The organism is Flavobacterium bizetiae (genome assembly GCF_024271895.1).
In the GTDB taxonomy this organism is placed as follows: Bacteria; Bacteroidota; Bacteroidia; order Flavobacteriales; family Flavobacteriaceae; genus Flavobacterium; species Flavobacterium bizetiae.
The window spans coordinates 481,783-506,258 of the sequence record NZ_CP091861.1 but is presented as its reverse complement, the minus strand read 5'-3'; the positions used below and the strand labels follow the sequence as shown (position 1 = coordinate 506,258).

Here is a 24,476-nt window from a genome sequence, read left to right as displayed (position 1 = left end):
AATAAGAATGAAAAATCAGGCTATAGAACTTACTACCTTTAAATTAAATAACTGCACCATTCAGCAATTTATTACGGCTAATAAAGAAGTTGATGAATTTTTAAAACAGCAAAAAGGATTTGTTTCCAGAAGTATTTTTGAATTAAAGAAAAATATTGTGCATGATTTGCTTATATGGGGAAATGCCGAAGATGGTACAAAAGCTATGCATAGATTGATGGATGAACTAAGTGATTCTACTGTTCACGATCTAATTGATCAAAGTACCGTAAGCTGGAATATTGCGCCCATAGAACATTTTGTAAATTTGGAAAAGTAAAAAAGTAAAGTGGTGCATAATAACAAAAACAGCGATCATGAAAAATCAGCCAAAAATATTCAATACAGTATCTGAACTGCATATTGCTATGGGGCAACCTAAACCAATGCATCCGCTTATTAGTATTCTGAATTATGGAGAAGCCATTTTTGATCCGAAGGATTTTGAACAAGGAATTATTTTAGATTTTTATAAAATTTCTTTTAAAACTATTTTTAAAGGAAAACTAAAATATGGTCAGGGGTATTATGATTTTGAAGAAGGAGGAATGTCTTTTGTTTCTCCCGGACAAATATTGAGAATGCAGGATGAAGAAGCAGATTATAGCGGAATGTCATTGCATATTCATCCTGATTTTATTCGTCCTTATTCTTTAAATGCTATAATTAAAAAATATGGATTTTTTAATTACTCGGCTTCTGAAGCTTTGTATTTATCAGAGAAAGAAAAGGAAACTATTTTAGGCGTTTTTGCTTTTATTCAGAATGAACTCAACGAAAGAATAGATAATTTTAGTCAGGATGTCATTATATCTCAAATAGAGCTTTTACTCAATTATAGTAATCGTTTTTATAACAGGCAATTTATTACGCGTAAAGCTGTAAATCATGATGTATTGGCTAAGTTAGAAGTTGAAATAAATGATTATTTTGATCAGGAAAAAACATTAGTAAATGGTGTACTGACTGTACAATTTTTAGCAGAGCGATTAAATTTATCACCAAGATATCTGAGCGATTTGTTACGGAATCTTAGTGGTCAAAACACACAGCAGTTTATTCATGATAAATTAATAGAGAAAGGAAAAGAATATATTGCAAACGGTACGTACTCAATTGCAGAAATTGGATACAAATTAGGATTTGAACATCCTCAATCATTCAATAAATTATTTAAAAAGAAAACTAATTTAAGTCCAGTCGCATTTAAAGAATCATTTAATAAAAATTAAATTATGGCATCAATAAATTTTGAACAATTAAAAGAACGTTCTTTAAAAATAAGAAAGCGTTATCATGAATTAGAATTGACGCATCACGGAAGTGAATGGACTATAGAGGAGGATGCATTGGCTTTTTTAACAGATGCCGGTTTAGTAGGGCGTCACGTAATGTCGCAACAAGGGCGATGGCCAAAAGCAAATACAGAACAAGAATTGAAACATAAAATTGGAGAATCTATTTGGTGGCTTACTGTTTTAGCAGAAAGAATGAATATTGATATTGAAAAAGCTACTGAAGAATTTTTATCTGAGACAGAAAAATTATTGTAAAACTGATTTTAAGAAGTTTATTTTTTTGCCAAATGACAAATTTTGATCTGATAACTTTGACTAACTTGCCTCTATGAAAGATTTTATAGAATACATATTGCAGTTTGGTAATTTAAATCAGCAACAAATTGATTTAATTACGAAAAAAGCAACCGAATTAAATCTTCGAAAAGATGAATATTTTTCTGAAGCTGGAAAAATTGCACAGCAAGTCGGTTTTGTTTTAGACGGAGTGATACGCGTTTGTTATTACAACAACAAAGGCGAAGAAATTACCAAATATTTTATTGATGAAAATAATCTTGTCGTTGATCTGGAAAGTTTCGATAATGAAATTTGTTCAAATGCCTATGTACAGGCTATCACCGATTGTAAACTTTTGGTTTTTTCTAAACAAGACTGGAGAGAACTTTTAGATACTATTGTGGGATGGGATGCTATCGTGCATAAAATTATTTCAAAAGCATTGAGGCAAAAAGTAGAAAGAAGAAGTCCGCTGGTTTCAGAGGATGCGACCACGCGTTATTTGATGTTTTTAAAAATTTATCCTAATGTGATCAATCGTATTCCGTTATCTTATGTGGCTTCTTATTTAGGAATTACACAATCTTCTTTGAGCAGAATTAGAAAAAACATACGTTAAATTGCTTTTTGTCAAATGGCAAATGATTTTGTTTTTAAACGAATGACCTTTGCTTCAATAATTTAAAACAAGAAAAAATGAATTCAGTATTAATTACAGGAGCAAATAGAAGCATTGGTTTAGAACTGGTAAAAGAGTTTTCTAAAAAAGGATTATTCGTTTATTTAGGAACCCGTGATCTTGAAAAAGGGCAGGCAGTCGTAAAAGAATTAAACAAAAGCGGATTTGAAAATATCGAAGCAATTCAAATTGATGTTACAAAACCGGATACCATTTTAGCGGCTAAAAATATTGTAGAAAGTGAAAAAGGAAAATTAGATATCCTCATCAACAACGCAGGAATTAGTGGAGAGTTTCCGCAAAGTGCTTTAGACACATCGATTAAAGACATTCAAAATGTATTTGATACCAATTTTTTTGGTGTAATAAGTGTTACGCAAGCTTTTTTAGAATTGCTTAAAAAATCAGAAACGCCAAGAATCAGTAATATTACCTCGGGACTTGGATCTCTAACCTTACACAGCGATCCTACCTGGAAATATTATAACTTTAAAGCAGCAAGTTATGTTACATCAAAAGCGGCTTTGAATGCATATACTATCGCGTTGGCCTATGAGTTGAGAGATTTACCTTTTAAAGTAAATGCGATTGATCCGGGTTATACAGCTACAGATTTTAACCATCATAACGGTCCGGGTTCAGTAGAAAGCGCGGCAGCTTTTATTATAAAACATACATTTACTGATGAAAATGCGCCGACAGGACAATTTTTTAGTAATGATATCGAAGATGCAACTGGAATTAGTCCGTGGTAAAATATTCTAAAAATATCAGAGGCCAGATTCAAATGAAGTTTGAATCTGGCCTCTGATAAATATACTCTGATGAAAAATTTTATTAATCTCACTGTTGTTTAGTTCGAATCTGTACTTTTTACATCAATAATTTCTTTTACATAAACTGGCTTTCCTGTTGCTGAAAATCCTTCTAAAGTTACTTCAAATTTACCTGAAACATCTGATGTGTAAAATTGAACATTTGAGTTAATTGTACTTAAATCAGCATTTGGCAACCATAAAAGTTGATGTCTGTAGTCAGGAATTCTTGTATTTTTATCTTGAGTATAATCAGGCTGAAAATATCTTTTGTTAGCTACTGGTCGTAAAAGTTGGGGCTTTATTATATAACTTCCGTTAAGGTTTGTTTCATAATCTCCGTTCTTTGTTGTAAAAAAAAGTAATCCGTTAAATGACTTTGCTTCATAGTAGTAAAGACCTTTTACAACATTTACACTATAAAGATTTCTAGGATTGTATTTGAAAAAATCATTCAAATTTTCAAGTATCAATCCATCAACAACAACTAAAGGAGGTAATGTTGAATTGAAATTTTTATCATAATCATTAATCAGTAAACTATAATTATCTTTCTCTTTTCTAAAAACTACACCAGTTATAATTTCGGTAATGGTTTCTTCCATTGTTGGAAATCTGGTGAAATCATCAAATTTATACTGTATAGTTGAAGTACCAAAAAATGGAACAAATTTATCAGTAGTAATTATACTATCCTTTTTTGTGTTATAATATGCATTTTCTATTTGACTAGAAATTAATCTTTCAGTGATGTTTTTATTTGATTCTGAATTTAATTGAAGAGCAGGAAATACTAATGAAGAAAAGTCCGTTTCTTTAGGCTCGTTAATTTCTATAGTATAATTTCCTTTATTTTCTCCAAGTACCTGAATTACAATATTGGGGTTTGTATTTGCTTTTTCTAAATTAAAAGTAAATCGCCCTTGCTCATCTGTTTTGGCTATTTTTAGATCATAATTTTTTCCAACAATCGATAAAGCCACTTTCCTGTTGTTTATTTCTCCAAAATTAGATTTTATTCTTCCCTTAATAATTTCTCCTCTCAATTCCGGAAGAAGAAAATCAGAAGAATTAATAGTATTGTTCGAGATTTTGTTTTGATTGATTAGTTTATAATCGTTAAATAACACTTTATTCTGAACCGAAAAACCATCCGATTTTCTGACAGATATTGTATAGTTTCCTTTTAAGAAATCGTCATTAGCCGTTTTAATGCTTAATTCAGCTTTCTGGCGATTCGCTAATACTTTACTATTAAAATGAAATGAAATATTGCTGTCAATTGTTGGTTCTGAAATTGATATTTCACTTTGACTTGTCGTTACTACATTATTTTCTTTATAAGGATTCAGGATATAAATATCAGTGATAAAATAATTATCAATATTTTTATTAAGGATCCAGTTAGTATATCCTATTATTTTATATGTACCAGTTTCTAAAGTGGTAGGGATAAAAAAATCACCATTTCCAATTCCGTTTTTAAGAAATATTTTCTGTGTTGTAATTATTTTTTTGTTGCTGTCGATAAGCTTAAAATAAGCAACCTTGCTATATTTACTTGGTAAATTTGTTGTTTTAGTTAGGCACGATATGTTATATAATAAGGTTTCTCCAGTTAAAAATGAGTTACTATTGGTACTTATATAAACACTTTCGTTAATATTTGTATCAACTTCATTCAGTTCAATTGAAGAATTATTATTTTGAGCAAAGATGATTTGCTTACAACTCAATAATAATATTACGACTAATATATGTTTTAATCTATCCAAAATGATGGTTTTATATTTGATGAAAAAGCTGTGCAATCTCCGCATGCAACAGGATACAATATGTAGACTGTTGGTTTACTCGGGTAGTAGACTTTGCTGTTTGTACTAATGAGATCAAGAATTTCATTTCCTTGACAAAGAAGAGGGTCGTCAATAAAGCAATAATTATAAAAGTACAGGAGAGGTGCCTCTTTAATAATTTGATTTTCATCAGGACAGTGATACTGATATTCCGGAATTTTTTCTTTTGGAAAAATATCAATGAAATTAAAAAATAATCTTTTTTCTGAATATGAACTTACATCAAAAAAGCCAATCACCTTTTCTCGCGGATTATCAACAGATTTAATGTTTCCGGAGAAAAATCCAGGTTGTGTTTGTGAGAGTAAGCTTCCGGAACTTGATATACTTTTTAATGTTTCGTAGTACGTATATGAAGCAAGGCTTTGTACATACTGTTTTACAAGAATACTGTATCTGTTTCTAATATAATTATCTGTACTGCTAATAAATCTTACAGGGAAATTTACCACCTTGTCTGAAGATAAATTATTCGTACTTGTTAAAAGTATAGTGTTTGATTTTTGACTTGAGAAACAAACTCTGGCTTCTGTGGTTCTGTCTGCAAAAATAATTTCACCTTTAGGTTTAGATCCTGCAGGAAACATGTTGGCAACAGCTTTCTGTGGAAACCATCTTGGAGCAATAATTTGAGATGTTTCTTCGTATTCGTATCTGTAATATTTAGATGTATTTGTTGGATCGCTGCTATTGGCAGTTATTTCTACACCCAAAACGTTATTTCTGGTTACTGCTTTAGCCTCAATACTTTCAAGTGGTGTTTGCGTAGTTAATTTTTCAATAGAAGAAACGTATGATTTTCCATTTTTGGTTAGTACATGCAATTGATATTGTCTTTCCGGACTTGCCTGAAATTGTATTGCAGAAACATATGAGCTGTCACCTTCTTCAAATTCATATCTATTGTTTGCGTCGTCGGTTACATATACAACAGCTTCAGTTTCAAATTTAGGAGCACTTTCTTCCAGAGTATATGTTCGTGATATTTTTATTTCCTGAAATTTATATTCATTCGTGATGGTTGCTGCAATAACTATAACATCCTCAAAACCATTAGCCTGATAGTTGTACGGAGTTGTGCATCCAAAAACTGATGCCAGCAATATCGTTATAAGAAATCTATAGTATAAGATTTTTTTCATAACTCTTTAAAATTTAAAATTATAAGTAATAGTTGGTATTGGAACTGCAAAAATTGACGTTTTGTAGGCTTTAATTTTTCCTTCTTCTGTTACAAAAAAGACAGAGTATGGATTGTTTCGTCCTAACACATTATAAATTGAAATATTCCAAAAACTATGTGCTAATTTTTTTATTTTATGATTTCCTTCAATGTTTAATCCAATGTCTAGTCTATAGTAATCCGGTATTCTGTATTTGTTTCGGTCACTATATAATGTATATTCTGCCCCATTAAAATTATATTTACCAATAGGGTAAGTTACTGGTCTTCCGGTTTGATATACAAAATTAGTTGAAAAACTATATCTATGGGTAAATTTATAATTCATCACAATGCTAAGATCGTGGGGTTTGTCAAAATTTGCAGGAAAAAAATCTCCATTATTTACTTTTTCGTCATAAAACTTACTGTCTAATTTTATAAAAGTCCTTGCATAAGTGTAGCCAATCCATCCATTAAGTTTACCGTTTGGTTTCTTTAATAAAAATTCTACTCCGTACGCTTTTCCGTCTCCTTGAAGTAATTCGGTTTCTAAATCCTGGTTTAATATAATATTTGCACCAACTTTATAATCAAGTATGTTTTTAGATGTTTTATAATATCCTTCTAAACTTAATTCAATATCCTGATCGTCTAACTTTTTAAACAGACCTAATGAGTATTGTAATCCACTTTCTGGTTTTACGTTTAAGTCAGATAATTTCCAGGTATCTGTTGGAGCTTGAGTAGAGTTGTTTGATAATAAGTGGATATATTGAAAGTTTTTATCGAAACCAGCTTTAATAAAAAATGACGGATCAATGATATAACGTAATCCAATTCTGGGTTCGAAACCTCCTGAAGTATTTATGACTTCATTATTGCCATAATTTCTTTCTTCAATAACTGTTGATGGAGTTAAAGGCACATTTTCCTGATATATTTTTTGAGTTGATTCTCCTAAAGCGGCATACAATGAATATCTTGCACCAATATCAAGTAATAATTTGTCTGTAATTTGAAATTTATCTGAGAAATAAACCGCAGATTCTAATCCCTTTTCGTTGTCAACTTTTACTGGAATTATCAAAGAAGACGATCCGTTTGGTGTCATCTCTCCAGGATTAACCTTGTAAAGTTTAGTTTGAATTCCGTAAGTAAATTTATGTTTTGCGTTGAACGAAGTATTAAATTTTACACTGGCCTGAGTTTCGTCTATCTTATATTTAAAGATAAAAGATTCAGGATTAGCGGAATCGTAATTAATATTAAACTTATATTCACTATTAGTTACATTTAATTCGCTGTTTGTTTTTTCGCTGAAATTATGCTTCCATTTCAAAGAAATAAGTCTGTTACTGTATTTATACAAAGAATCAGGTGTGATATTATAAGCATCTTTACTATAATAGACAGTTCCTTCAACTGAATTGTTTTGATTTATTTTATGATTGTATTTTGCAAATAAATCATAAAAAGAAGCTTTACTATTTTTAAGATTTTCGTCGTCTAATGATTTTAGAATCCAGTCAGAATAAGTTGCTCTTCCTCCTACCAATAAACTTGCTTTTCCTTTTACAACAGGAATTGAAGCTGTTAAATTACTCGTTACAGGTCCAATTCCACCTTCTCCAGTAATTTTGTCTACATTTCCATTTTTAGAAGTGATGTCAAATACAGAAGATAGTCTTCCTCCAAATTCAGTTGGAATCCCTCCTTTGTAAATATCTACTTTGTTTATAGTATAAGGATTAATGGATGAAAAGAATCCAAATAAGTGAGTAGGGTTATAAAGAGTTGCATTGTCTAACAGAACTAAGTTTTGATCTTCTTTTCCTCCACGAACACTAAATCCTGATGAACCTTCTCCAGCTGTTTTTATTCCTGGAATTGTTAGAGCGACTTTCAAGATGTCACGTTCGCCAAGAACAACCGGAATATTTTTTAAACCTTCTGCTTCAAGTGTTGTAACTCCGGTAATTGCTGTTCTGATATTTTGGCTGTTTTTACCTTTTACTACAACTTCATCCAGATGGTTTATCTTTTCAATAATAGAAAAATCTAAAGTTCCATTACTGTAAATCATTATTTTTCTCGAAGTGTTTTTATAAATTAAAGATTCAACTTCGATAGTATTGATACCGGTAGGAAGTTTTAAACTATAAAATCCTGAAGCATCAGTTGTTGCACTGATTTTTGTGTTTTTTACTTTTACGTTTACATCAGCAAGAGGTTTATTATCCTTCATGTCTGTTATATTACCAGATAAAGTATAAAACTCTACTTCAGTTTCTTCTACTTGCTCTTTACCAATTAATGCAATCTGATTATCTTTTACATTTGATGCATTTTTATTAATTGAATCATATTGCTGAAAGAATACAGGAGTTTGTATATTTCTGGGATCAGTAGTGCCTTTTACAGGATATTTATTGTATATAACACTGTTTTTAGTGAAGATGATTTTATTTTTATCTACAAAAAAATTAAGATCAGTGTCTTTGAATATTTTAGACAATACTTCGTCTAATGTTTTATTCTGGAAGCTGCCAGAAATTAAAACAGTCTTATCAAACCACTCTTCTTGAAAGTAAAATTTGTAATTTGTCGAAGCTTCAATTTTTTTTAAAACTTCGATTTGATTAATGTTGCTGTAAGTAATGCTAATTGTTGGCTTCGAATCTTGTGAATACATTAACTGATTTAAACCCAAAAAAAGTAAAATAATAGTAAAAATTCTCATTTAATTATTTTCTAGAAATTGTTAATGTATTTTATTAGATTTTTCATAAATAACACCTGATTGGTCTTTTTTAAATCCTTGTTCATAAGAAAGAAATCATTTATTTTTCTTTTTTGATCCGGATATAATTTAACAATTTCTGTTTTATTATTAATCAAGGTGAGTTTATTATCTTTTAATAGTAAATAGTCAAAATGAGGTTTGTAATCAACGAAAACTGAATAGTCTTTTATGACTTTTTCTTGAGCTTTAGAATGTTTTATGTATAAGGCAATATTACTATTTCCAACTATTACTTCTTCATAATAACCAGATTTAAAGGAAGCAGGTATATCCTTTAAATTGACGAATTTCTCATTGCCAATTTTAAAAGAATCAACTTTTTCTTTAATAAGATTGATCTGTATATAATATGATTCAGTGTAAGGTCTAACGATTAGCTGGTCATTGAATATATCGTACTGTAGGTCTATATTATAGTAGTTTTGACCTTCATACGTGATATTGCCATTCTTGAATTCGTTGGTATTATAATAACGATGATGATCATTTATTGTTCTGTCAAAATTTAAATGTCCGCTCCCATTATTGAAATTCAGAGATTCTATACCAAGATTTTTGTCAAACCAATTGTAAGTTAAAACTTCATTGTTATTTTGGCTGAAAATTTTTGGTGTGTTTAGAAATAATCCAAGTAGAATTATAAAAAGAAGTTCTTTTTGAAGTTTTTTCAAAAGATTAAAAATTTAAGGTTTTGGTTTTGGTTTCGTTTTTGGTTTTCAAAAATATTAAAAAATATTAGAAAATACCTATAAATATTTTAAAATTTGTTATATAAAGTTAAAAAGTAGACGTGTAATGTTTACAATTTTAACAAAAGTGGAAAATAAGAATGTAATAGAGGCTATTCAGTTAATCAAAAAAATAAAAATATTTCAAAATTTAAAAACCCTCCAAAGTCAATAAACTCTGGAGGTTTTTTTATTTTTTTATTTCTTTCTTCTTAAAGAAATTATTGTTTGAAGAATAACAGAAGTCATTACGAAAAATAATCCCAGGTAAAATGATTTGCTCATTTCTTTGCCTTCATTAAAAAATACAAATGCTAAAATAATAGCATAAATAGGTTCTAAGTTAAAGGTAAGATTGGTTGTAAAAGCGGGTATTTTCTTCAGTGCCTCGGCAAATAAAACATACAAGCCTACAGTACAAAATAATGATAGCAAGATCAGATAAAAAAAATCGCTTCCGTTAGGAATTAAACTTGAAACAGGAAAAAAGATTAAATAAAAAGGCATTAAAATTCCCAAACAAATAGTTCCGCCAATCATTTGATAATAATTAATGATTTTACTGTCGTACGTTTTTACCAGTCGTTCGTTATAGATGGTATACAAAGCGGCAAATGCAGATGAAACGCAGCCTAATAAAATTCCGGTATGATAAGAACTATCAAAATGGAAAATCAGGCTAATGCCAAATAATGTGATGACACTAAAAACGAATTGTGAAAAAACAAGTTTGTTTTTATTGATCAAGGGTTCGAAAATTGCCGTAAAAAAACTAGTCAGGCAATAGCAAACCACGCCAATAGAAATGCTGGAATATTTTATACTGGCATAAAAAAATGCCCAATGTATAGCTATAAAAAAACCGATTTTGGCAATATTTAATTTTTCCCGAATATTGATTTGTACCAACGTTCTGGTTAACTTCATAAGGAAAAATAAAATAATGGCAGAAAAGAAGGTTCTGTACCAAACTAAAAGTCCTTCGTTAAGGGAAATGAGTTTGCCAAAAATACCGGTAAAGCCCGAAAGTATTACAGCTATGTGTAACTTTAGATATGAATTTTTCATGAAAAGGGATGCTCGAAACCGAACAAGATTTAATTAATTACTAGTTAAATATGAAGTACGCTGAAACAGTTGATGTATTATCAACTTATAACTTCATCTCATTTTAGAAAGAAATTAAACTCTTGGCGGAGGAAGACAACCTTTTCTATTCATTGTTTTTGTTTTTTCAAATGTATAAAAATTTATGAAACTGTTTAAATGTAGAGGCGTTTTTATGAGTAGTTTTAATTGTTAATGCAATTTTGTTGCGATAATTTAAAAAAGATTAATTTTGGCGAGAGTGCTGAAAATTAAGAAAACAAATAAATACAATAGGGTATGGCAGAATTTTGGGAAGATAATTTTATAGATAAACAGGAAATGTGGGGACTTGAGCCATCAAAATCGGCAATAGTAGTAAAGGATTTTTTTGTCGAAAAGGCGATCAAAAATATTCTAATTCCGGGAATAGGTTACGGAAGAAATGCTCAGGTTTTTAGAGATAACGGAATAACAGTAACAGGAATCGAAATATCGCAAACGGCCATTGATCTGGCAGCAAAACATTATGGTACAGATCTCAAAATTTATCACGGTTCTGTAACTGATATGCCATTTGATAACCATAAATATGATGGAATATTTTGCTACGCGCTGATACATTTATTAGATAGTAAAGACAGAGAAAAACTAATTAGAGATTGTTACAACCAATTATCAGAAAACGGGTATATGGTTTTTACAGCTATTACGAAAGAAGCGCATACTTACGGCAAAGGCAAATTTATAAGTAAAGATCGTTATGAAATATTCGATGGTGTACAAATGTATTTTTATGACAAAGAAGCAATTCATGCAGAATTTGATCAATTTGGATTGTTTGAAATTACAGAACTTGACGAAAATTTTCCTTTCTTTATGATTAAATGTAAAAAGGTATCGCTTTAGGAAAATGTGTTTATATTGCGGAAAACTATATAAAATGTGAAGTGTTATAATTTAGAAAAGCAAAGAAAGAGGAATTGAAATATAGCTTTAGAATAATAAAAAATAAGAATATAATATTAAACACATAAATTATGAAAAACAAAATTTATTACATCACATTATTATTCATTAGTAGTTTATTAATTTCTTGTTCTTCTGATGATGATTTGAGCTATAAAAACGATTTTCAAAGTAGTCAAACTGCATGGTTACAATTTAAAGAATCTTCGAAAAACTCCTATAAATATGTTGTTCCGGGAGGTTCTTTGCTTTCTTCGTACGGATGGCAAACTACGATAACCGTCTCAAGTGGAAAAGTAACAAACAGAAGTTTCAAATACATTGGCAATCCGGTTAATATTCCTGCAGAGCAACTAGAATGGACAGAAAATGAAAGCGAAATAAATACCCATCAAAATGGTGCTGCTGCTTTAACATTAGACGAAATCTATGCGAAAGCGAAAAGTGATTGGTTAATTAAGCGAAAAAACACAACAAATTATTTCGAATCAAAAAATGATGGCTTGATATCACAATGCGGATACGTCGAGAAAAACTGTATGGATGATTGCTTTGTTGGAATTACTATAAGTAGTATTCAAGGTTTATAGTTCAAAGGTTCATTTTTTTTCTCAATTTTAAAAGTTCATTTATTGCGGCATTATATTTGTCTTGCGTGAAGAAGTTAGCAAACCTTAAAAACAACAATTACTAATTTTTAAATTAAATGGAAAATCAAATTAATGTACCGAAGCCCTGCAGTCAAAATTGGAATTCAATGATACCAAATACAGATGGTAGATTTTGTAATTCTTGTAGTAAAACAGTAGTTGATTTTACTAAAATGGAGATTCCTGAAATTAAAAATTATTTGATTGAAAATTCAGGTAAAGAAGATGTTTGCGGGCATTTTAAATTTGATCAGGTTCAAACGAAGGAGAATATTAAATATCATAATTTAAGAAATAGAATTAGTAGAATTAAGATCAAACCAATTAAAAATCTTGCTCTATTTTCAGTAAGTCTTCTTTTTACTTTAACGAGTTGTATGGGAAAAGCAGCGATAGAAGGGGAGCCTGCAGTAATCGATAATGATACTATTAGCGATAGTGAAATCATCAATAAAGAAAAAGATACGTTAAAGCCAACTGATTCTATAAAAAGAGAAGTTATTCAGGCGAAAGAGAAGAAATAACTCAAATCGGACATGATTCAAAATATAAAGCATAAAAAAACTCCTTAATTTCTTAAGGAGTTTCTTGGTGGGCGATGAGGGGTTCGAACCCCCGACCCCCTCGGTGTAAACGAGGTGCTCTGAACCAGCTGAGCTAATCGCCCTATTTTACTAGGTTGCTATCGTTTGTGATTGCGAGTGCAAATATAAGCCACTTTTTCAGTTCTGCAAAGAAAACGCGCTAAAAATTTAAAGTTTTTTTAAAGTTTTTTCTATCTAGTTGTAATTGAATTTATTATAAAGCAAGATTTTTTAGCCTTTTTACAATAATTCCCAGATCAGTTAGCTTAAGGGCAATTCCGCAACGACAAAAGTACTTCCGCCAACATAAATAAAATCGTTTTCCGTCGCATTTTGCTTCGCGGCAGCAAAAGCTTCCGCTACCGAATCGTATTTTTCTCCTAATAAGTTATACTTTTTAGCCGCTACTTTCAAAATTTCAGTAGCTAAACCTCTAGACGAATCAGGTCTGCAAAAATAATATTGTGCATTTTTAGGAAAAAGAGGCAAAATAGAATCTAGGTCTTTATCATTTACAACCCCCAGAACAATATGTAGATTATCAAAAATTTCTTTTTGAATCTGATTCATCACAACCGCCAATCCGTGTTTGTTGTGTGCCGTATCGCAAATGATTTTCGGGTTTTCGCCCAATTGTTGCCATCTTCCTTGCAATCCCGTATTTTTTACCACTTTCAATAAACCAGATTTTAAATTTTCATCCGAAACGGTAAACTCATTTTGAGAATTCAAAACAGCAATCGTTTGCTGAACCGTTTTCTTATTATGAAATTGATAATCCCCAATTAAGTCCGACGGAAAAACTTCTGTCACTAAATCAGCAGCAAAATAAATAGGCGCTTTATTTTCTTCGGCTTTAGCCAAAAATACAGGCTGAGTTTCATTGGTATATTCACCAATAACAACCGGAACATTTGGTTTAATAATTCCCGCTTTTTCACCCGCAATTAGTGCCGGAGTATTCCCTAAAAACTGAGTATGATCTAAATCGATGTTCGTGATAACAGAAACCAAAGGCGTAATAATATTAGTAGCATCCAATCTTCCGCCAAGACCAACCTCAATAATAGCAATATCTGTTTTTTCGAAAGCAAAATAATCAAAAGCCAAACCTACAGACATTTCGAAAAAACTCATATCATTCGCTTCAAAGAAATCCTTATGTTTTGCCACAAATTCACAAACAAAATCCTCTGAGATTTCTTCGCCATTTATTTTAATTCTTTCCCTGAAATCCTTTAAGTGCGGAGAAGTATACAAACCCACTTTATATCCCGCTTCCTGCAAAACCGAAGCCAGCATATGCGAAGTAGAACCTTTGCCATTTGTTCCCGCAACATGAATGCATTTTAACCTGTTTTGCGGGTTATCAAGATGCGTTGCCAATAGTTTAATATTAGTTAAATCTTCCTTGTATGCCGAGGGGCCTTGAAGTTGATACATCGGGAGTTGATTAAACATCCAATTGGTAGTTTCCTGATAGTTCATGTATTTTGGATAAAATAGTTGTCGATTGAAATAATTTTCGTTTTTTTTAGTTTTATATTACAGCGAAAATTATCTTTATTGCAAATTTCAAATATTTTTTAGAATTAATTATTAAAAACCAGAATTATTATATGTTTAGTTTTATTCAATTACAAACAGATACCATTGCAAACGCATCTAACGTAGTTATCGAAAAAATTGCACCAAATACAGAGATCTCAGTTTTAGGATTTATCTTAAAAGGAGGTTTTTTCCTAATCCCGATCGCCTTATTATTATTCTATACATTTTACGTTATTATAGAACGTTATCTATATATCAGCAAAGCCTCTAAAATTGACCCAAGATTAATGCAGGATGTAGGAGACAAGCTAAATGCCGGTAATATCGAGTTGGCCAGAACAATTGTAGAAAGAAGCAATACCGCTGCCGGAAATATCCTGAAAGAAGGAGTTCTCGTAATCGGAAGACCAATTGCCGAAATTGAATCAAACATGGACCGTGCTGCAGATATCGAAATTGGTGAAATGGAAAGACGCTTAGGACATTTAGGACTTATAGCCGGTATCGCACCAACCTTAGGATTTATCGGAACCATTTCCGGAGTTATCAAGATCTTCTACAGCATCTCAGTTACAGAAAACATCAGTATCGGAAACATTTCCGGAGGATTATACGAAAAAATGATCAGTTCAGGTTCAGGACTAATCGTAGGTATTATTGCCTATAGCGCTTACCACTTATTGAACGGAAAAATTGATGATTTTGCATTAAAAATCCAAAAACAAATATTAGAATTTGTCAATATAATTCAAAGAGCATAAGGTATGTCTATTAAGAGAAAAAGAAGATTTCATGCCGAAGTGGCTACTTCATCATTAAGTGATATTATGTTTTTCCTGTTGTTGTTTTTCCTTATTATCTCAACACTTGCAAACCCTAATGTTATCAAGATGACTTTGCCAAAAGCGAAATCAAATGAAAAAACAAACAAACAACTCATCAGTTTGTCCGTTACCGAAGATAAAAAGTTCTTCATCGACAAAGAACCCGTAGATTTCGAAAACCTCGAAACCAGTCTAATGTCAAAAATAGGAGCAGACAAAGAGCAAACCGTTGTAGTTAGAATTCCGTTTAATCTGCAGGTACAGGATTTAGTCGATGTATTGCAAATAGGAGTAAAGAACAATTTAAAATTTGTAATTGCTACCAGCCCCAAGTAAAAAGATAATTTGGGCGTGACCACAATAAAAAAATGGGCCAATCAGCATAACGTTGATTCGCCCATTTTTTTATTGCGGTCGGGCTATCCGCGCTACTTCGGTAGCCAGCTCCTATCCCTCACGCGGAAGAAGAGAGAGAATAGAGGAAAGAGCATAGAAAAAGTAGCCATTGATTATGTCATTGCGAGGAACGAAGCAATCGCACTAGAATTAAGCACACAATCTTGTCATCCTGACGGAGGAAGGATCACACACGAAACTCCGCAAAGTAATTCCACAATCTTTGTCGAACATCTTTGTCGAGCTGCTAGTGTGATCCTTCCTCCGTCAGGATGACAAAATCGTGGTTGCTTTACGAAGATTTCTCCTCGCGTCGAAGTAACAAATCGGTCAATAAAAAAGGCTTTCTAAAATATTTCAGAAAGCCTTTTTATATATATGAAATCCAATAATTAGTGTAAATCCGTGAAATCCGTGTTTTTTAATCTAAACTAAAATTATAAATAATCTTACCAACTTGTTTCGCCGCAGCATCATCATCAGCTTCCCATTTGGTATTCATTGCAGCAATTTTTGCCTGATCCAATAAACATCTTGCCGTATTAGTGGTTCCTTTTATTCCGGGAGTCGCGCTAATTGTTTTACCGCTTTGATCTACTGTGATTTCAACAACTACTCTTCCGGCTTCATTACAAGTATATTTTGGTGCAGGTTTCGATAAGGCTTTTCTCGTTCCTAAAGAATATCCAGATCCGCCGCCAGAACCTCCGCCGCTTCCGGCTCCGTAACCGCTTCCCGTACCAATTCCATTTCCGGTACCGTTTCCACCACCAGTTCCGCCACCGGAACCTCCAGTACCATAATAACCGTTTGAGCTTAAACTTCCGCCTGCTTTTCCTTTATTTCCCGCTGCTTTATCATCGCCGTCTCCACCTTTATTCGATCCTTTCATTATACTTGCTAAAGCATCATTTGTAGAATTAGAAACTTTAGGTTTTTCCGGAACAGGTTTTGGTGCAGGTTTTTCAACAGGAACAGGTTTCTTAGGCTTTTCTTTCGTTGGGATAACAACGTCATTATCGGCTGTTGTATTTTCTTGACTAATTATAGCTTCTTCTTCAGGAGTAGATTTTGCAGGAGCTTGTTTTACATTATTTTTCACCTCCAAAACTTCACTCTTATAATTTGCGCCTGAGCCCAAATCACTATCTCCAAAATTGACTGTCACGCCGCCACCGCCGCCACCTGAAGCAAGTGCAGCATTATTTTCAGGATTATAAGGAGGCCAAAAACGAATGAAAAATAAAAGCAACAACAAAACAGCATATATAGCTGTAGATATTAATAGAGATTTCTTTTTATCTGAAGAATCCGTAAAAGTCATTTTGATTCTGAGTTATGTAATAGTATTTAATAAAAACGTTTAAAAGTAGTAAAAATTGTTTAGAATGAAAGGGCTGGGCTTAATTTAACCGCAAAGTTCGCAAGGGTTTACGCAAGGAACGCTAATTTATTTCTCGCAAAGTCGCAAAGACGCAAAGTTTTTTCTTTTTTAAGTTTTTCTTTGCGGCTCTGCGACTTTGCGCGATTAAAAAAAAACAGCTTTGTGAATTTTGCGTAAACCCTTGCGAACTTTTCGGTTAAGTTTTAAATAAAAAAAGCGAGCTAAAATTTAGCCCGCTTAGAATAAAAGTATAAACTAAAATTATACTAATTGTTTCAATGCAATTTCAAAAGCAGTTGCACTAATATTTGTTTTGGATGGATTTAAAGCGTGAGCTTTTACAATCGCATTTTTTATAATTTCAGAGGTATCATTAAAAATCGCCTCATCCGTCATTTGAACTTTTTTCTCCATAAAATAAGCAAAAACCCTTGCCATTCCACAGTTCGAAATAAAATCCGGAATCAAACTAACTTTATGATCCACTTCTTCCATAATAGAACCAAAGAAAATTTCTTTGTCAGCAAAAGGAACATTCGCACCACACGAAATCACTTCCAGTCCATTAGCAATTAAGCTATCAATCTGACTTTGTTGTATCAATCTTGATGCCGCACAAGGCGTGAAAATTTCAGCACCAATCGTCCATATTTTTGAGTTGATTTCTTCAAACGGAATCATATTATCGGCAACTAGTTTATTTCCGTCTTTATTAAGGAATAAAGTTTTAATTTCATCAAAAGAAAACCCTTCTTCTTTAATTAATCCGCCATCGCGATCGATAATCCCGATTACTTTTGCGCCCATTTCTGCAAGATAAAAAGCAGCAGCAGAACCTACATTTCCAAAACCTTGTACGATTGCTTTTTTGCCTTTTATGTCTCCGCCGTATGTGGCATAAAAATGACGAACCGCTTCGGCAACGCCATAACCTGTAATCATATCGGCAACAGTATATTTTCTGGTTACATCAGGCGAAAACTTAGGATTTTCAATTACCTTAATAACACCCTGACGTAATTGACCAATTCTATTAATCTTATCCGCTTCCGTTGGTTTAAAATGTCCGTTAAAAACGCCCTCTTGCGGATGCCATACACCACATTCTTCTGTCATTGGAATTACTTCGTGAATTTCATCCACATTCAAATCTCCACCAGTTCCGTAGTAACTTTTCAATAATGGCGAAACTGCTTTGTACCAACGTTGCAAAACACCTTTTTTACGAGGATCATTCGGGTCAAAATTAATTCCTGATTTTGCGCCTCCAATTGCAGGTCCGGAAACTGAAAATTTCACTTCCATTGTTTTTGCCAATGACAAAACTTCATTCATATCTAAGCCTTTTCTCATTCTCGTTCCTCCGCCCGCAGCTCCTCCGCGAAGCGAATTTATAACAGTCCAGCCTTCAGCTTCTGTCTCAGAATCCTTCCAGTTAAAAACAATTTCAGGTGCTTTATTTTCAAATTGTTGTAATAAATCTTTCATTTTGTTGAGATATGTTTAGTTTGCGTAAAAGTATAAAATAGAATAATGCGAATAATGTATTCTGTTGCAATTTTAACAAACAAAAAAAAGAAAGCCGAAAACAATGCGTTTTCGGCTTTAGTATTCTATAAAAATTAATAGAAAAATTATATTCCTAATAAATGTTTTTTCAGTGTTTCGTCTACTGGTTTATTCGAAAGCCAAATGCCAAACAATGCTTTTTTGAAATCGAATCCGGGAATTTTTCCTTTTAAAACTTCATTTTTATAAACATTGATAGTTTGGTCCAGCGGATTATAACCTAAAATAAAAACATCTTTTTCTTTAATAACATCGCTTAGCAATTTTTTAAAATCTTCAATTCTTGGTCGTAATTCTTCAAGATTACTTCCAGCCGATTTTTCGAAACCTGCATTCATTGCTTTGGTTAATTTGTTTGAAGAAACCATAGACGAGGTAATTTCGATACGAATTGCCATCTCAGTATCACTATCAATAATAAATTGAGGATCCTGACTTAATTGAGATAAATACAATGCTTGCACATAAACTTCGAGCCACATTTTAGATCTTCCTCCAGCTCCGTTAAGTTGCAAAGATTTATTTTGAAATTCAATTTTTCTAGGAACCGTTACCCCATTTACATCTAATTGAGTCTGGGCAGAAACGGTAGAAAATTGTACGCTTAAAAGGAGAGTAAGGAATAGTAAAATCTTTTTCATGTTCTGTCAATTTTATAATTTTTAGGCAAAAATAATGTTAATTTATCAATTAAACGTCGTTTTTTAGTGAGTTTTTTTCTTGAGGTGTCTCGATTTTTTTATTGTATTTAATTAATAATCAAATTAGTAAGACTTGTTTTACGTACATTTACGCGTTTTATGATTTGTTTAATCTTTTTCAGGTTATAAATCAAACCTCGCCATAAGTTTTACCTCATTTTCTACTGTATTTATATTCTTAAAATTTGCAGAAAACATTGCAAACTTAATGTCAGTATTGCTAAATTTCGTTATTATTACGAAAACGATATCGTAATTGTTGCAAATCTATTAATTTTATATGCATGCATTGTTAATTCCACATTTAAAAATTATCTTTGAAAGCCTTTTTTAAAGGAAATAAAACAATTCAAAAAACAAAAATAACCATCAGCTAAGCGAAATGTTAAAAATTTGGTTTAGGGGAAATAATAAAAAAGTATAACTATGGATTTCAATCTGACCGAAGAACATTTAATGATTCAACAAGCTGCCAGAGATTTTGCTCAAAACGAATTGTTGCCGGGCGTAATTGAACGCGACGAAAAACAAATTTTTCCGACTGAGCAAGTAAAAAAAATGGGACAACTAGGATTCATGGGAATGATGGTTGATCCTAAATACGGAGGAAGCGGTTTAGATGCCATTTCATATGTTATTGCTATGGAAGAAATTTCAAAAGTTGATGCATCAGCTTCTGTAGTAATGTCTGTAAACAACTCTTTAGTTTGTTGGGGTTTACAGGAATTTGGAACCGAAGAACAAAAACAAAAATATTTACCGGGATTAGCCTCTGGAGAAATTCACGGAGCATTTTGCTTAAGTGAGCCGGAAGCAGGTAGTGATGCCACTTCGCAAAAAACTACTGCGGTAGACATGGGAGATCATTACATCGTAAACGGAACAAAAAACTGGATCACAAACGGAAACACTGCATCAGTTTATTTGGTAATTGCTCAAACGCATCCTGAATTAAAACACAAAGGAATCAATGCTTTGATCATGACCAAAGATATGCCGGGCTTTTCTATTGGACCAAAAGAACAAAAAATGGGAATTCGTGGTTCTGATACACACTCTTTAATGTTTAGTGATGTAAAAGTTCCTAAAGAAAACAGAATAGGTGAGGACGGTTTTGGATTTAAGTTTGCAATGAAAACTCTTGCAGGCGGACGTATCGGAATCGCATCTCAAGCTTTAGGAATTGCTTCCGGAGCTTATGAGTTGGCTTTAAAATATTCTAAAGAGCGTAAAGCTTTTGGAACAGAAATTTGCAACCACCAGGCGATTGCTTTTAAACTGGCAGATATGGCGGTAAATATCGAAGCAGCACGTCATTTATGTATGAAAGCAGCTTGGGATAAAGACCAGCATAAAAACTATGATGTAAGTGGTGCAATGGCAAAATTGTTTGCTTCGCAAGTAGCAATGGATACAGCGGTTGAAGCCGTTCAGATTCACGGTGGAAATGGTTATGTAAAAGAATACCATGTAGAGCGTTTTATGCGTGATGCGAAAATTACTCAGATTTACGAAGGAACTTCTGAAATTCAGAAAATCGTAATTTCAAGATCTGTAATTGCAGGATAAATTTCCTTACAAAATATATATTTTAAACCCTTTCAGTCTCTTGGATCTGAAAGGGTTTTTTATTTGGATCTTAAAATTGCTACATTTACAAGTAGAAAATTTACTTTATGTACGAAGATTTAAAATATTGGTATTTGCGCGATCATAAATTGTTTAGAACCTTGAGTTATTCTCAAATCAAGCAATTGTGCATTATAACAGGTTTTAAAAAAGCATCAAAAGGAGAAATTATCTATTTTTCATCTTCAGATGTGCCTCGTATTTTTTTACTAAAAAAAGGAAATATCAAAATTGTTGCTATTGATGATGAAGGCAACGAAACCATAAAAGACATTATCCAGAAAGGAGATTTGTTTGGCGAATTGACTTTAGAGACCGATGATAAAGTAGAGGAATATGCAAAAGTACTTTCAGACGACGTTGCCATTTGTAGTTTTTTGATGTCGGATTTTGAAGATTTATTGCTTAGAAATCCAACATTGGCACTTTCGTACACCAAGTTTGTAGGTTTAAAAATGAAACGCATCAAAAATAGTTATGCCAACTTAATTTCTAAAGATGCTAAAACAAGACTATATCAGTTTCTAAAAGACTGGGCAGAACAAGAAGGTGTTCGAAACGGAAATGTAGTAACCCTGGAAAATTATTTAACCCAAAATGATATTGCGCAAATCATTTGTACTTCAAGACAAACCGCAACACAATTGCTGAATGAAATGGAAACAAATAATCTCCTAAACTACAATAGAAAAGAAATTATCATTTCGGATATTACCAAAATTTAATTATTTCAAGCGAAGTGTAAATTAGCCGACATTTTGCTTTTTCATAGTACAATAATTTTACATCATCAAAAAGATGTAAAATATTAAATTATGAAAAAATTACTTTTTATTGTTTTAGCAACCATAACTTCTGTTGCTCATTCGCAAAATGCTGTTCCTAAAACGGCCACAGATATTGCTCCTTTATTAATAGGAGAAAAAATTCCCAATGTTACTTTACAAACATCAGATAATAAAGAGGTCCAACTTGCTGATTTATTTAAAAAGAAAAAAACAGTTTTAGTTTTTTATCGTGGAGGGTGGTGTCCTTATTGCAATGCACATTTGCAGGCTTTGGCTGAAGCCGAAAAAAAGATTCTTGATTTGGGATATCAAATTATAGCCATAAGTCCTGATGCTCCGGAGAACTTAAAAGTTACAGAAGCAACCGATAAAGTAAAATATACATTGCTTTCTGACTCAAAAGGAGAATTAATAAAAGCAGTAGGTATTGCTTTTGAAGCCCCGGAAAACTATAAATCTGTAATTAACGTACATTCTAAAGGGATGAATACGAGTTTATTGCCTGTTCCGTCAGTTTTTGTGGTAAACCCGGAAAGCGCTATTTTATTCGAATACATTTCGCCTGATTTTAAGCATCGCATAACAAACGAATTACTTGTTTCAGTATTAAAAACTATCAAATAAAATAAGATGAAAAAGCTAGTATTATTGGTGCTGATTTTGATTTCAGGTACTTCATTTGCTCAAAATGATGCCAAAAGAATAGAACAATACAATTTAGAAAATAAAGTTGCCATTCAGGGATATGATCCTGTTGGGTATTTTACTGATGGAAAAGCCATTAAAGGGAAAAAGGAATTCACAACATCTTATCAGGGTGTGGTTTATAAATTTTCATCAACCGAAAATAAAGAGGCATTCTTAAAAAATCCTTCAAAATACGAACCTCAATACGGAGGATGGTGTGCTTATGCAATGGGAAGCGCGGGAGAAAAGGTCGAAATAAACCCGGAAACCTTTAAGATTATCGACGGCAAACTGTACTTGTTTTACAATGCATACTTTAATAATACCTTAAAAAGTTGGAACAAGGATCAGACCAACCTTAAAACTAAGGCCGACAATAACTGGAAAAAAACATATAAATAAAGGTCGTCATGAAAACAGAAAATACAATCTGGATTCTAAGAATTGTTGCTGCGGGAATTTTGTTGCAGACCTTGTTTTTTAAATTCAGCGGAGCTGCAGAAAGTATTTATATTTTCTCGGCTTTGGGAGCAGAACCTTACGGAAGAATTGGTTCAGGAATTGCAGAACTTATTGTGGCGGTTTTAATTTTAATTCCAAAAACCACATGGATTGGTGCTTTAGGCGGATCCGGAATAATGATTGGCGCTATTTTATCCCATTTATTGGTGTTGGGAATAGTGGTAGAAAATGACGGAGGATTTCTGTTTTTACTAGCCGTTATTACTTTATTATGTTGCTTAGGATTGCTTTACTTCAATAAAAACAAATTGTTTAATCTTCTAAATTTCAAATAGCCATGTTACTAAAATCAATACGTTATAGTTTAGATGAATTAATTTATCTATTAGATCAGTTGTCTGATCAGCAATATTCAAAATCTTGCGAAGCTTTAAGCGGCGCAACGATTGGTGAACACACCAGACATATTATCGAGATGTTTCAATGTCTTGAAAATGGTTATGATTTTGGGGTTTTAAATTATGATAATCGTGATAGAAATACCCAAATTCAAACTGAAACCGAATTTGCGAAACAATGCATTATCGAGATAAAATCAGGATTAAAAAGTGAAAACAAAACGCTTTATCTGGAACAAATAATCGACGGACTTGCCATCAGGATTCAAAGTAGTTATTATAGAGAATTGCTTTATAATATGGAGCATTGTATTCATCATCAGGCTTTGATAAAAGTGGCTGTTTTGCCATTTGAAAATATTTCGATTAATGAAAATTTTGGCGTAGCGCGCTCGACTATAGAATATAGAAAACAATGTGTACAGTAAGTTATATTAATACGAATGGAGTTGTCATTATAACTTCAAATCGGGACGAAAAAGTAATTCGCCCTGAAGCGATTTCACCTAGAAATTATTTACATAAAGGCAAGAACATTACCTACCCAAAAGATTCAAAAGCCGGAGGAACCTGGTTTGCGATAGACGAATACGGAAATGTTGTAGTTCTCCTAAATGGCGGAATTGAAAAACATAAGCCGAAGTTTTCTTATCGAAAGAGCCGCGGTCTAATTGCTTTGGATATTATTGCTGATGCTTCGCCAAAAGATTTTTGGCAACAAATTAATCTGGAAGATATTGAGCCTTTTACACTGATTTTGTTTCAGGATTCGATGTTGTATGAATTAATTTGGGATGGTTTAGAAAAAAGAACGAGACCATTAGACGAATTTCAAAACCATATTTGGTCGTCGGTTACTTTATATTCAGCTGCGGTTCGAAAGGAAAGAGCTTCGTGGTTTGTTGATTTTTTACAGGATAAAAAGGAAATCTCGGCTACAGAAATGTTGAGTTTTCATCAAAATACCAAACGCGAAGATTCAGAAAACGGATTGGTTATTAATAGAGAAAACACCTTGAAAACTTTAAGCGTTACGCAGGCAATAATTCAACAAAATAAAGGAACGATGCAATATTATGATTTGGTAAATGCACAGGATTTTTCGACCTCTTTTATTAGTATTTAAATAAATAAAG

At 32.3% G+C, this 24,476-nt stretch carries 26 protein-coding genes and 1 tRNA gene; 17 read left to right on the top strand and 10 right to left on the bottom strand.

The window, feature by feature from the left end; all coding sequences use genetic code 11:
• Window positions 1–7: 7 nt before the first annotated feature.
• From L0669_RS02420 to L0669_RS02400, 5 genes are all read left to right on the top strand, one after another.
• Window positions 8–319: a hypothetical protein gene (locus L0669_RS02420; RefSeq protein WP_263761051.1), complete on the top strand. Its 312-nt coding sequence runs from the start codon at window positions 8–10 to the stop codon at window positions 317–319.
• 37 nt (window positions 320–356) lie between these two features.
• Window positions 357–1,271 (top strand): helix-turn-helix domain-containing protein, encoded by a 915-nt coding sequence (locus L0669_RS02415; protein ID WP_263761049.1) that lies wholly within the window; start codon window positions 357–359, stop codon window positions 1,269–1,271.
• A 3-nt stretch (window positions 1,272–1,274) separates the two neighbouring features.
• Window positions 1,275–1,592, top strand: coding sequence for a nucleoside triphosphate pyrophosphohydrolase family protein (locus L0669_RS02410; protein WP_263761047.1), 318 nt, complete (start codon window positions 1,275–1,277; stop codon window positions 1,590–1,592).
• A 73-nt stretch (window positions 1,593–1,665) separates the two neighbouring features.
• On the top strand, window positions 1,666–2,235 hold the full coding sequence (locus L0669_RS02405) for a Crp/Fnr family transcriptional regulator (RefSeq protein ID WP_263761045.1): 570 nt from the start codon (window positions 1,666–1,668) through the stop codon (window positions 2,233–2,235).
• A 77-nt stretch (window positions 2,236–2,312) separates the two neighbouring features.
• Window positions 2,313–3,050: an SDR family NAD(P)-dependent oxidoreductase gene (locus tag L0669_RS02400; RefSeq protein WP_263761043.1), complete on the top strand. Its 738-nt coding sequence runs from the start codon at window positions 2,313–2,315 to the stop codon at window positions 3,048–3,050.
• A gap of 98 nt (window positions 3,051–3,148) precedes the next feature.
• Here the strand turns inward: L0669_RS02400 and L0669_RS02395 are convergent, their stop codons facing one another.
• The 5 genes from L0669_RS02395 to L0669_RS02375 all read right to left on the bottom strand — a co-directional run bounded on the left by L0669_RS02395 (window position 3,149) and on the right by L0669_RS02375 (window position 10,730).
• Window positions 3,149–4,885, bottom strand: a complete 1,737-nt coding sequence (locus L0669_RS02395; protein ID WP_263761041.1) for a hypothetical protein — start codon at window positions 4,883–4,885, stop codon at window positions 3,149–3,151.
• Window positions 4,873–6,108 carry a DUF4249 domain-containing protein gene (locus L0669_RS02390; protein ID WP_263761039.1) on the bottom strand — a complete coding sequence of 412 codons (1,236 nt, stop codon included), beginning with the start codon at window positions 6,106–6,108 and terminating at the stop codon, window positions 4,873–4,875. Before L0669_RS02390 ends, L0669_RS02395 begins: the two co-directional genes overlap by 13 nt.
• Before the next feature lie 6 nt (window positions 6,109–6,114).
• Window positions 6,115–8,871 (bottom strand): TonB-dependent receptor, encoded by a 2,757-nt coding sequence (locus L0669_RS02385; protein WP_263761037.1) that lies wholly within the window; start codon window positions 8,869–8,871, stop codon window positions 6,115–6,117.
• 11 nt (window positions 8,872–8,882) lie between these two features.
• Window positions 8,883–9,605 (bottom strand): hypothetical protein, encoded by a 723-nt coding sequence (locus L0669_RS02380; RefSeq protein WP_263761035.1) that lies wholly within the window; start codon window positions 9,603–9,605, stop codon window positions 8,883–8,885.
• Window positions 9,606–9,860: 255 nt separating this feature from the next.
• Window positions 9,861–10,730 (bottom strand): DMT family transporter, encoded by an 870-nt coding sequence (locus L0669_RS02375; RefSeq protein WP_263761033.1) that lies wholly within the window; start codon window positions 10,728–10,730, stop codon window positions 9,861–9,863.
• A gap of 318 nt (window positions 10,731–11,048) precedes the next feature.
• Here L0669_RS02375 and L0669_RS02370 point away from each other — a divergent pair, with 318 nt between their 5' ends.
• The 3 genes from L0669_RS02370 (at window position 11,049) to L0669_RS02360 (ending at window position 12,891) form a co-directional block, all read left to right on the top strand.
• Window positions 11,049–11,657, top strand: coding sequence for a class I SAM-dependent methyltransferase (locus L0669_RS02370; protein ID WP_263761031.1), 609 nt, complete (start codon window positions 11,049–11,051; stop codon window positions 11,655–11,657).
• A gap of 131 nt (window positions 11,658–11,788) precedes the next feature.
• The gene (locus tag L0669_RS02365) at window positions 11,789–12,307 is read left to right on the top strand and encodes a hypothetical protein (protein ID WP_263761029.1); all 519 of its coding nucleotides are present in this window, start codon (window positions 11,789–11,791) and stop codon (window positions 12,305–12,307) included.
• A gap of 167 nt (window positions 12,308–12,474) precedes the next feature.
• The gene (locus L0669_RS02360) at window positions 12,475–12,891 is read left to right on the top strand and encodes a hypothetical protein (RefSeq protein WP_263761027.1); all 417 of its coding nucleotides are present in this window, start codon (window positions 12,475–12,477) and stop codon (window positions 12,889–12,891) included.
• Window positions 12,892–12,956: 65 nt separating this feature from the next.
• On the opposite strand, the gene L0669_RS02355 is transcribed toward L0669_RS02360, so the two are convergent.
• Window positions 12,957–13,034, bottom strand: a tRNA-Val gene (locus L0669_RS02355).
• 178 nt (window positions 13,035–13,212) lie between these two features.
• Window positions 13,213–14,439 carry a bifunctional folylpolyglutamate synthase/dihydrofolate synthase gene (locus tag L0669_RS02350; protein ID WP_263761025.1) on the bottom strand — a complete coding sequence of 409 codons (1,227 nt, stop codon included), beginning with the start codon at window positions 14,437–14,439 and terminating at the stop codon, window positions 13,213–13,215.
• A 131-nt stretch (window positions 14,440–14,570) separates the two neighbouring features.
• On the opposite strand from L0669_RS02350, the gene L0669_RS02345 reads away from it, so the two are divergent.
• Both L0669_RS02345 and L0669_RS02340 read left to right on the top strand, forming a co-directional pair.
• Window positions 14,571–15,263, top strand: a complete 693-nt coding sequence (locus L0669_RS02345; protein ID WP_263761023.1) for a MotA/TolQ/ExbB proton channel family protein — start codon at window positions 14,571–14,573, stop codon at window positions 15,261–15,263.
• 3 nt (window positions 15,264–15,266) lie between these two features.
• Entirely contained in the window at window positions 15,267–15,662 is a 396-nt protein-coding gene (locus tag L0669_RS02340; protein ID WP_173972596.1) for an ExbD/TolR family protein, read from the top strand.
• 481 nt (window positions 15,663–16,143) lie between these two features.
• On the opposite strand, the gene L0669_RS02335 is transcribed toward L0669_RS02340, so the two are convergent.
• From L0669_RS02335 to L0669_RS02325, 3 genes are all read right to left on the bottom strand, one after another.
• Window positions 16,144–17,046 carry an energy transducer TonB gene (locus tag L0669_RS02335; protein WP_263761021.1) on the bottom strand — a complete coding sequence of 301 codons (903 nt, stop codon included), beginning with the start codon at window positions 17,044–17,046 and terminating at the stop codon, window positions 16,144–16,146.
• A gap of 321 nt (window positions 17,047–17,367) precedes the next feature.
• Entirely contained in the window at window positions 17,368–18,594 is a 1,227-nt protein-coding gene (locus tag L0669_RS02330) for a Glu/Leu/Phe/Val dehydrogenase dimerization domain-containing protein (protein WP_263761019.1), read from the bottom strand.
• Window positions 18,595–18,740: 146 nt separating this feature from the next.
• A complete protein-coding gene (locus tag L0669_RS02325) occupies window positions 18,741–19,316 on the bottom strand; it encodes a chalcone isomerase family protein (RefSeq protein WP_263761017.1) in 576 nt (191 codons plus the stop codon).
• 486 nt (window positions 19,317–19,802) lie between these two features.
• On the opposite strand from L0669_RS02325, the gene L0669_RS02320 reads away from it, so the two are divergent.
• From L0669_RS02320 to L0669_RS02290, 7 genes are all read left to right on the top strand, one after another.
• Window positions 19,803–20,945: an acyl-CoA dehydrogenase gene (locus L0669_RS02320; protein WP_072960457.1), complete on the top strand. Its 1,143-nt coding sequence runs from the start codon at window positions 19,803–19,805 to the stop codon at window positions 20,943–20,945.
• 107 nt (window positions 20,946–21,052) lie between these two features.
• Entirely contained in the window at window positions 21,053–21,730 is a 678-nt protein-coding gene (locus L0669_RS02315) for a Crp/Fnr family transcriptional regulator (RefSeq protein ID WP_173972592.1), read from the top strand.
• A 90-nt stretch (window positions 21,731–21,820) separates the two neighbouring features.
• Window positions 21,821–22,417: a peroxiredoxin-like family protein gene (locus L0669_RS02310; protein ID WP_263761015.1), complete on the top strand. Its 597-nt coding sequence runs from the start codon at window positions 21,821–21,823 to the stop codon at window positions 22,415–22,417.
• Window positions 22,418–22,423: 6 nt separating this feature from the next.
• Window positions 22,424–22,882 (top strand): YHS domain-containing (seleno)protein, encoded by a 459-nt coding sequence (locus tag L0669_RS02305; RefSeq protein ID WP_263761013.1) that lies wholly within the window; start codon window positions 22,424–22,426, stop codon window positions 22,880–22,882.
• Between the two features lie 8 nt (window positions 22,883–22,890).
• Window positions 22,891–23,277 carry a DoxX family membrane protein gene (locus L0669_RS02300; protein ID WP_263761011.1) on the top strand — a complete coding sequence of 129 codons (387 nt, stop codon included), beginning with the start codon at window positions 22,891–22,893 and terminating at the stop codon, window positions 23,275–23,277.
• A 2-nt stretch (window positions 23,278–23,279) separates the two neighbouring features.
• Complete coding sequence (locus L0669_RS02295) at window positions 23,280–23,768, top strand: DinB family protein (protein ID WP_173972588.1); 489 nt, start codon at window positions 23,280–23,282, stop codon at window positions 23,766–23,768.
• Entirely contained in the window at window positions 23,756–24,466 is a 711-nt protein-coding gene (locus tag L0669_RS02290; RefSeq protein ID WP_263761009.1) for an NRDE family protein, read from the top strand. The genes L0669_RS02295 and L0669_RS02290 overlap by 13 nt, the downstream gene beginning before the upstream one ends.
• The last annotated feature ends 10 nt before the right edge of the window (window positions 24,467–24,476 follow it).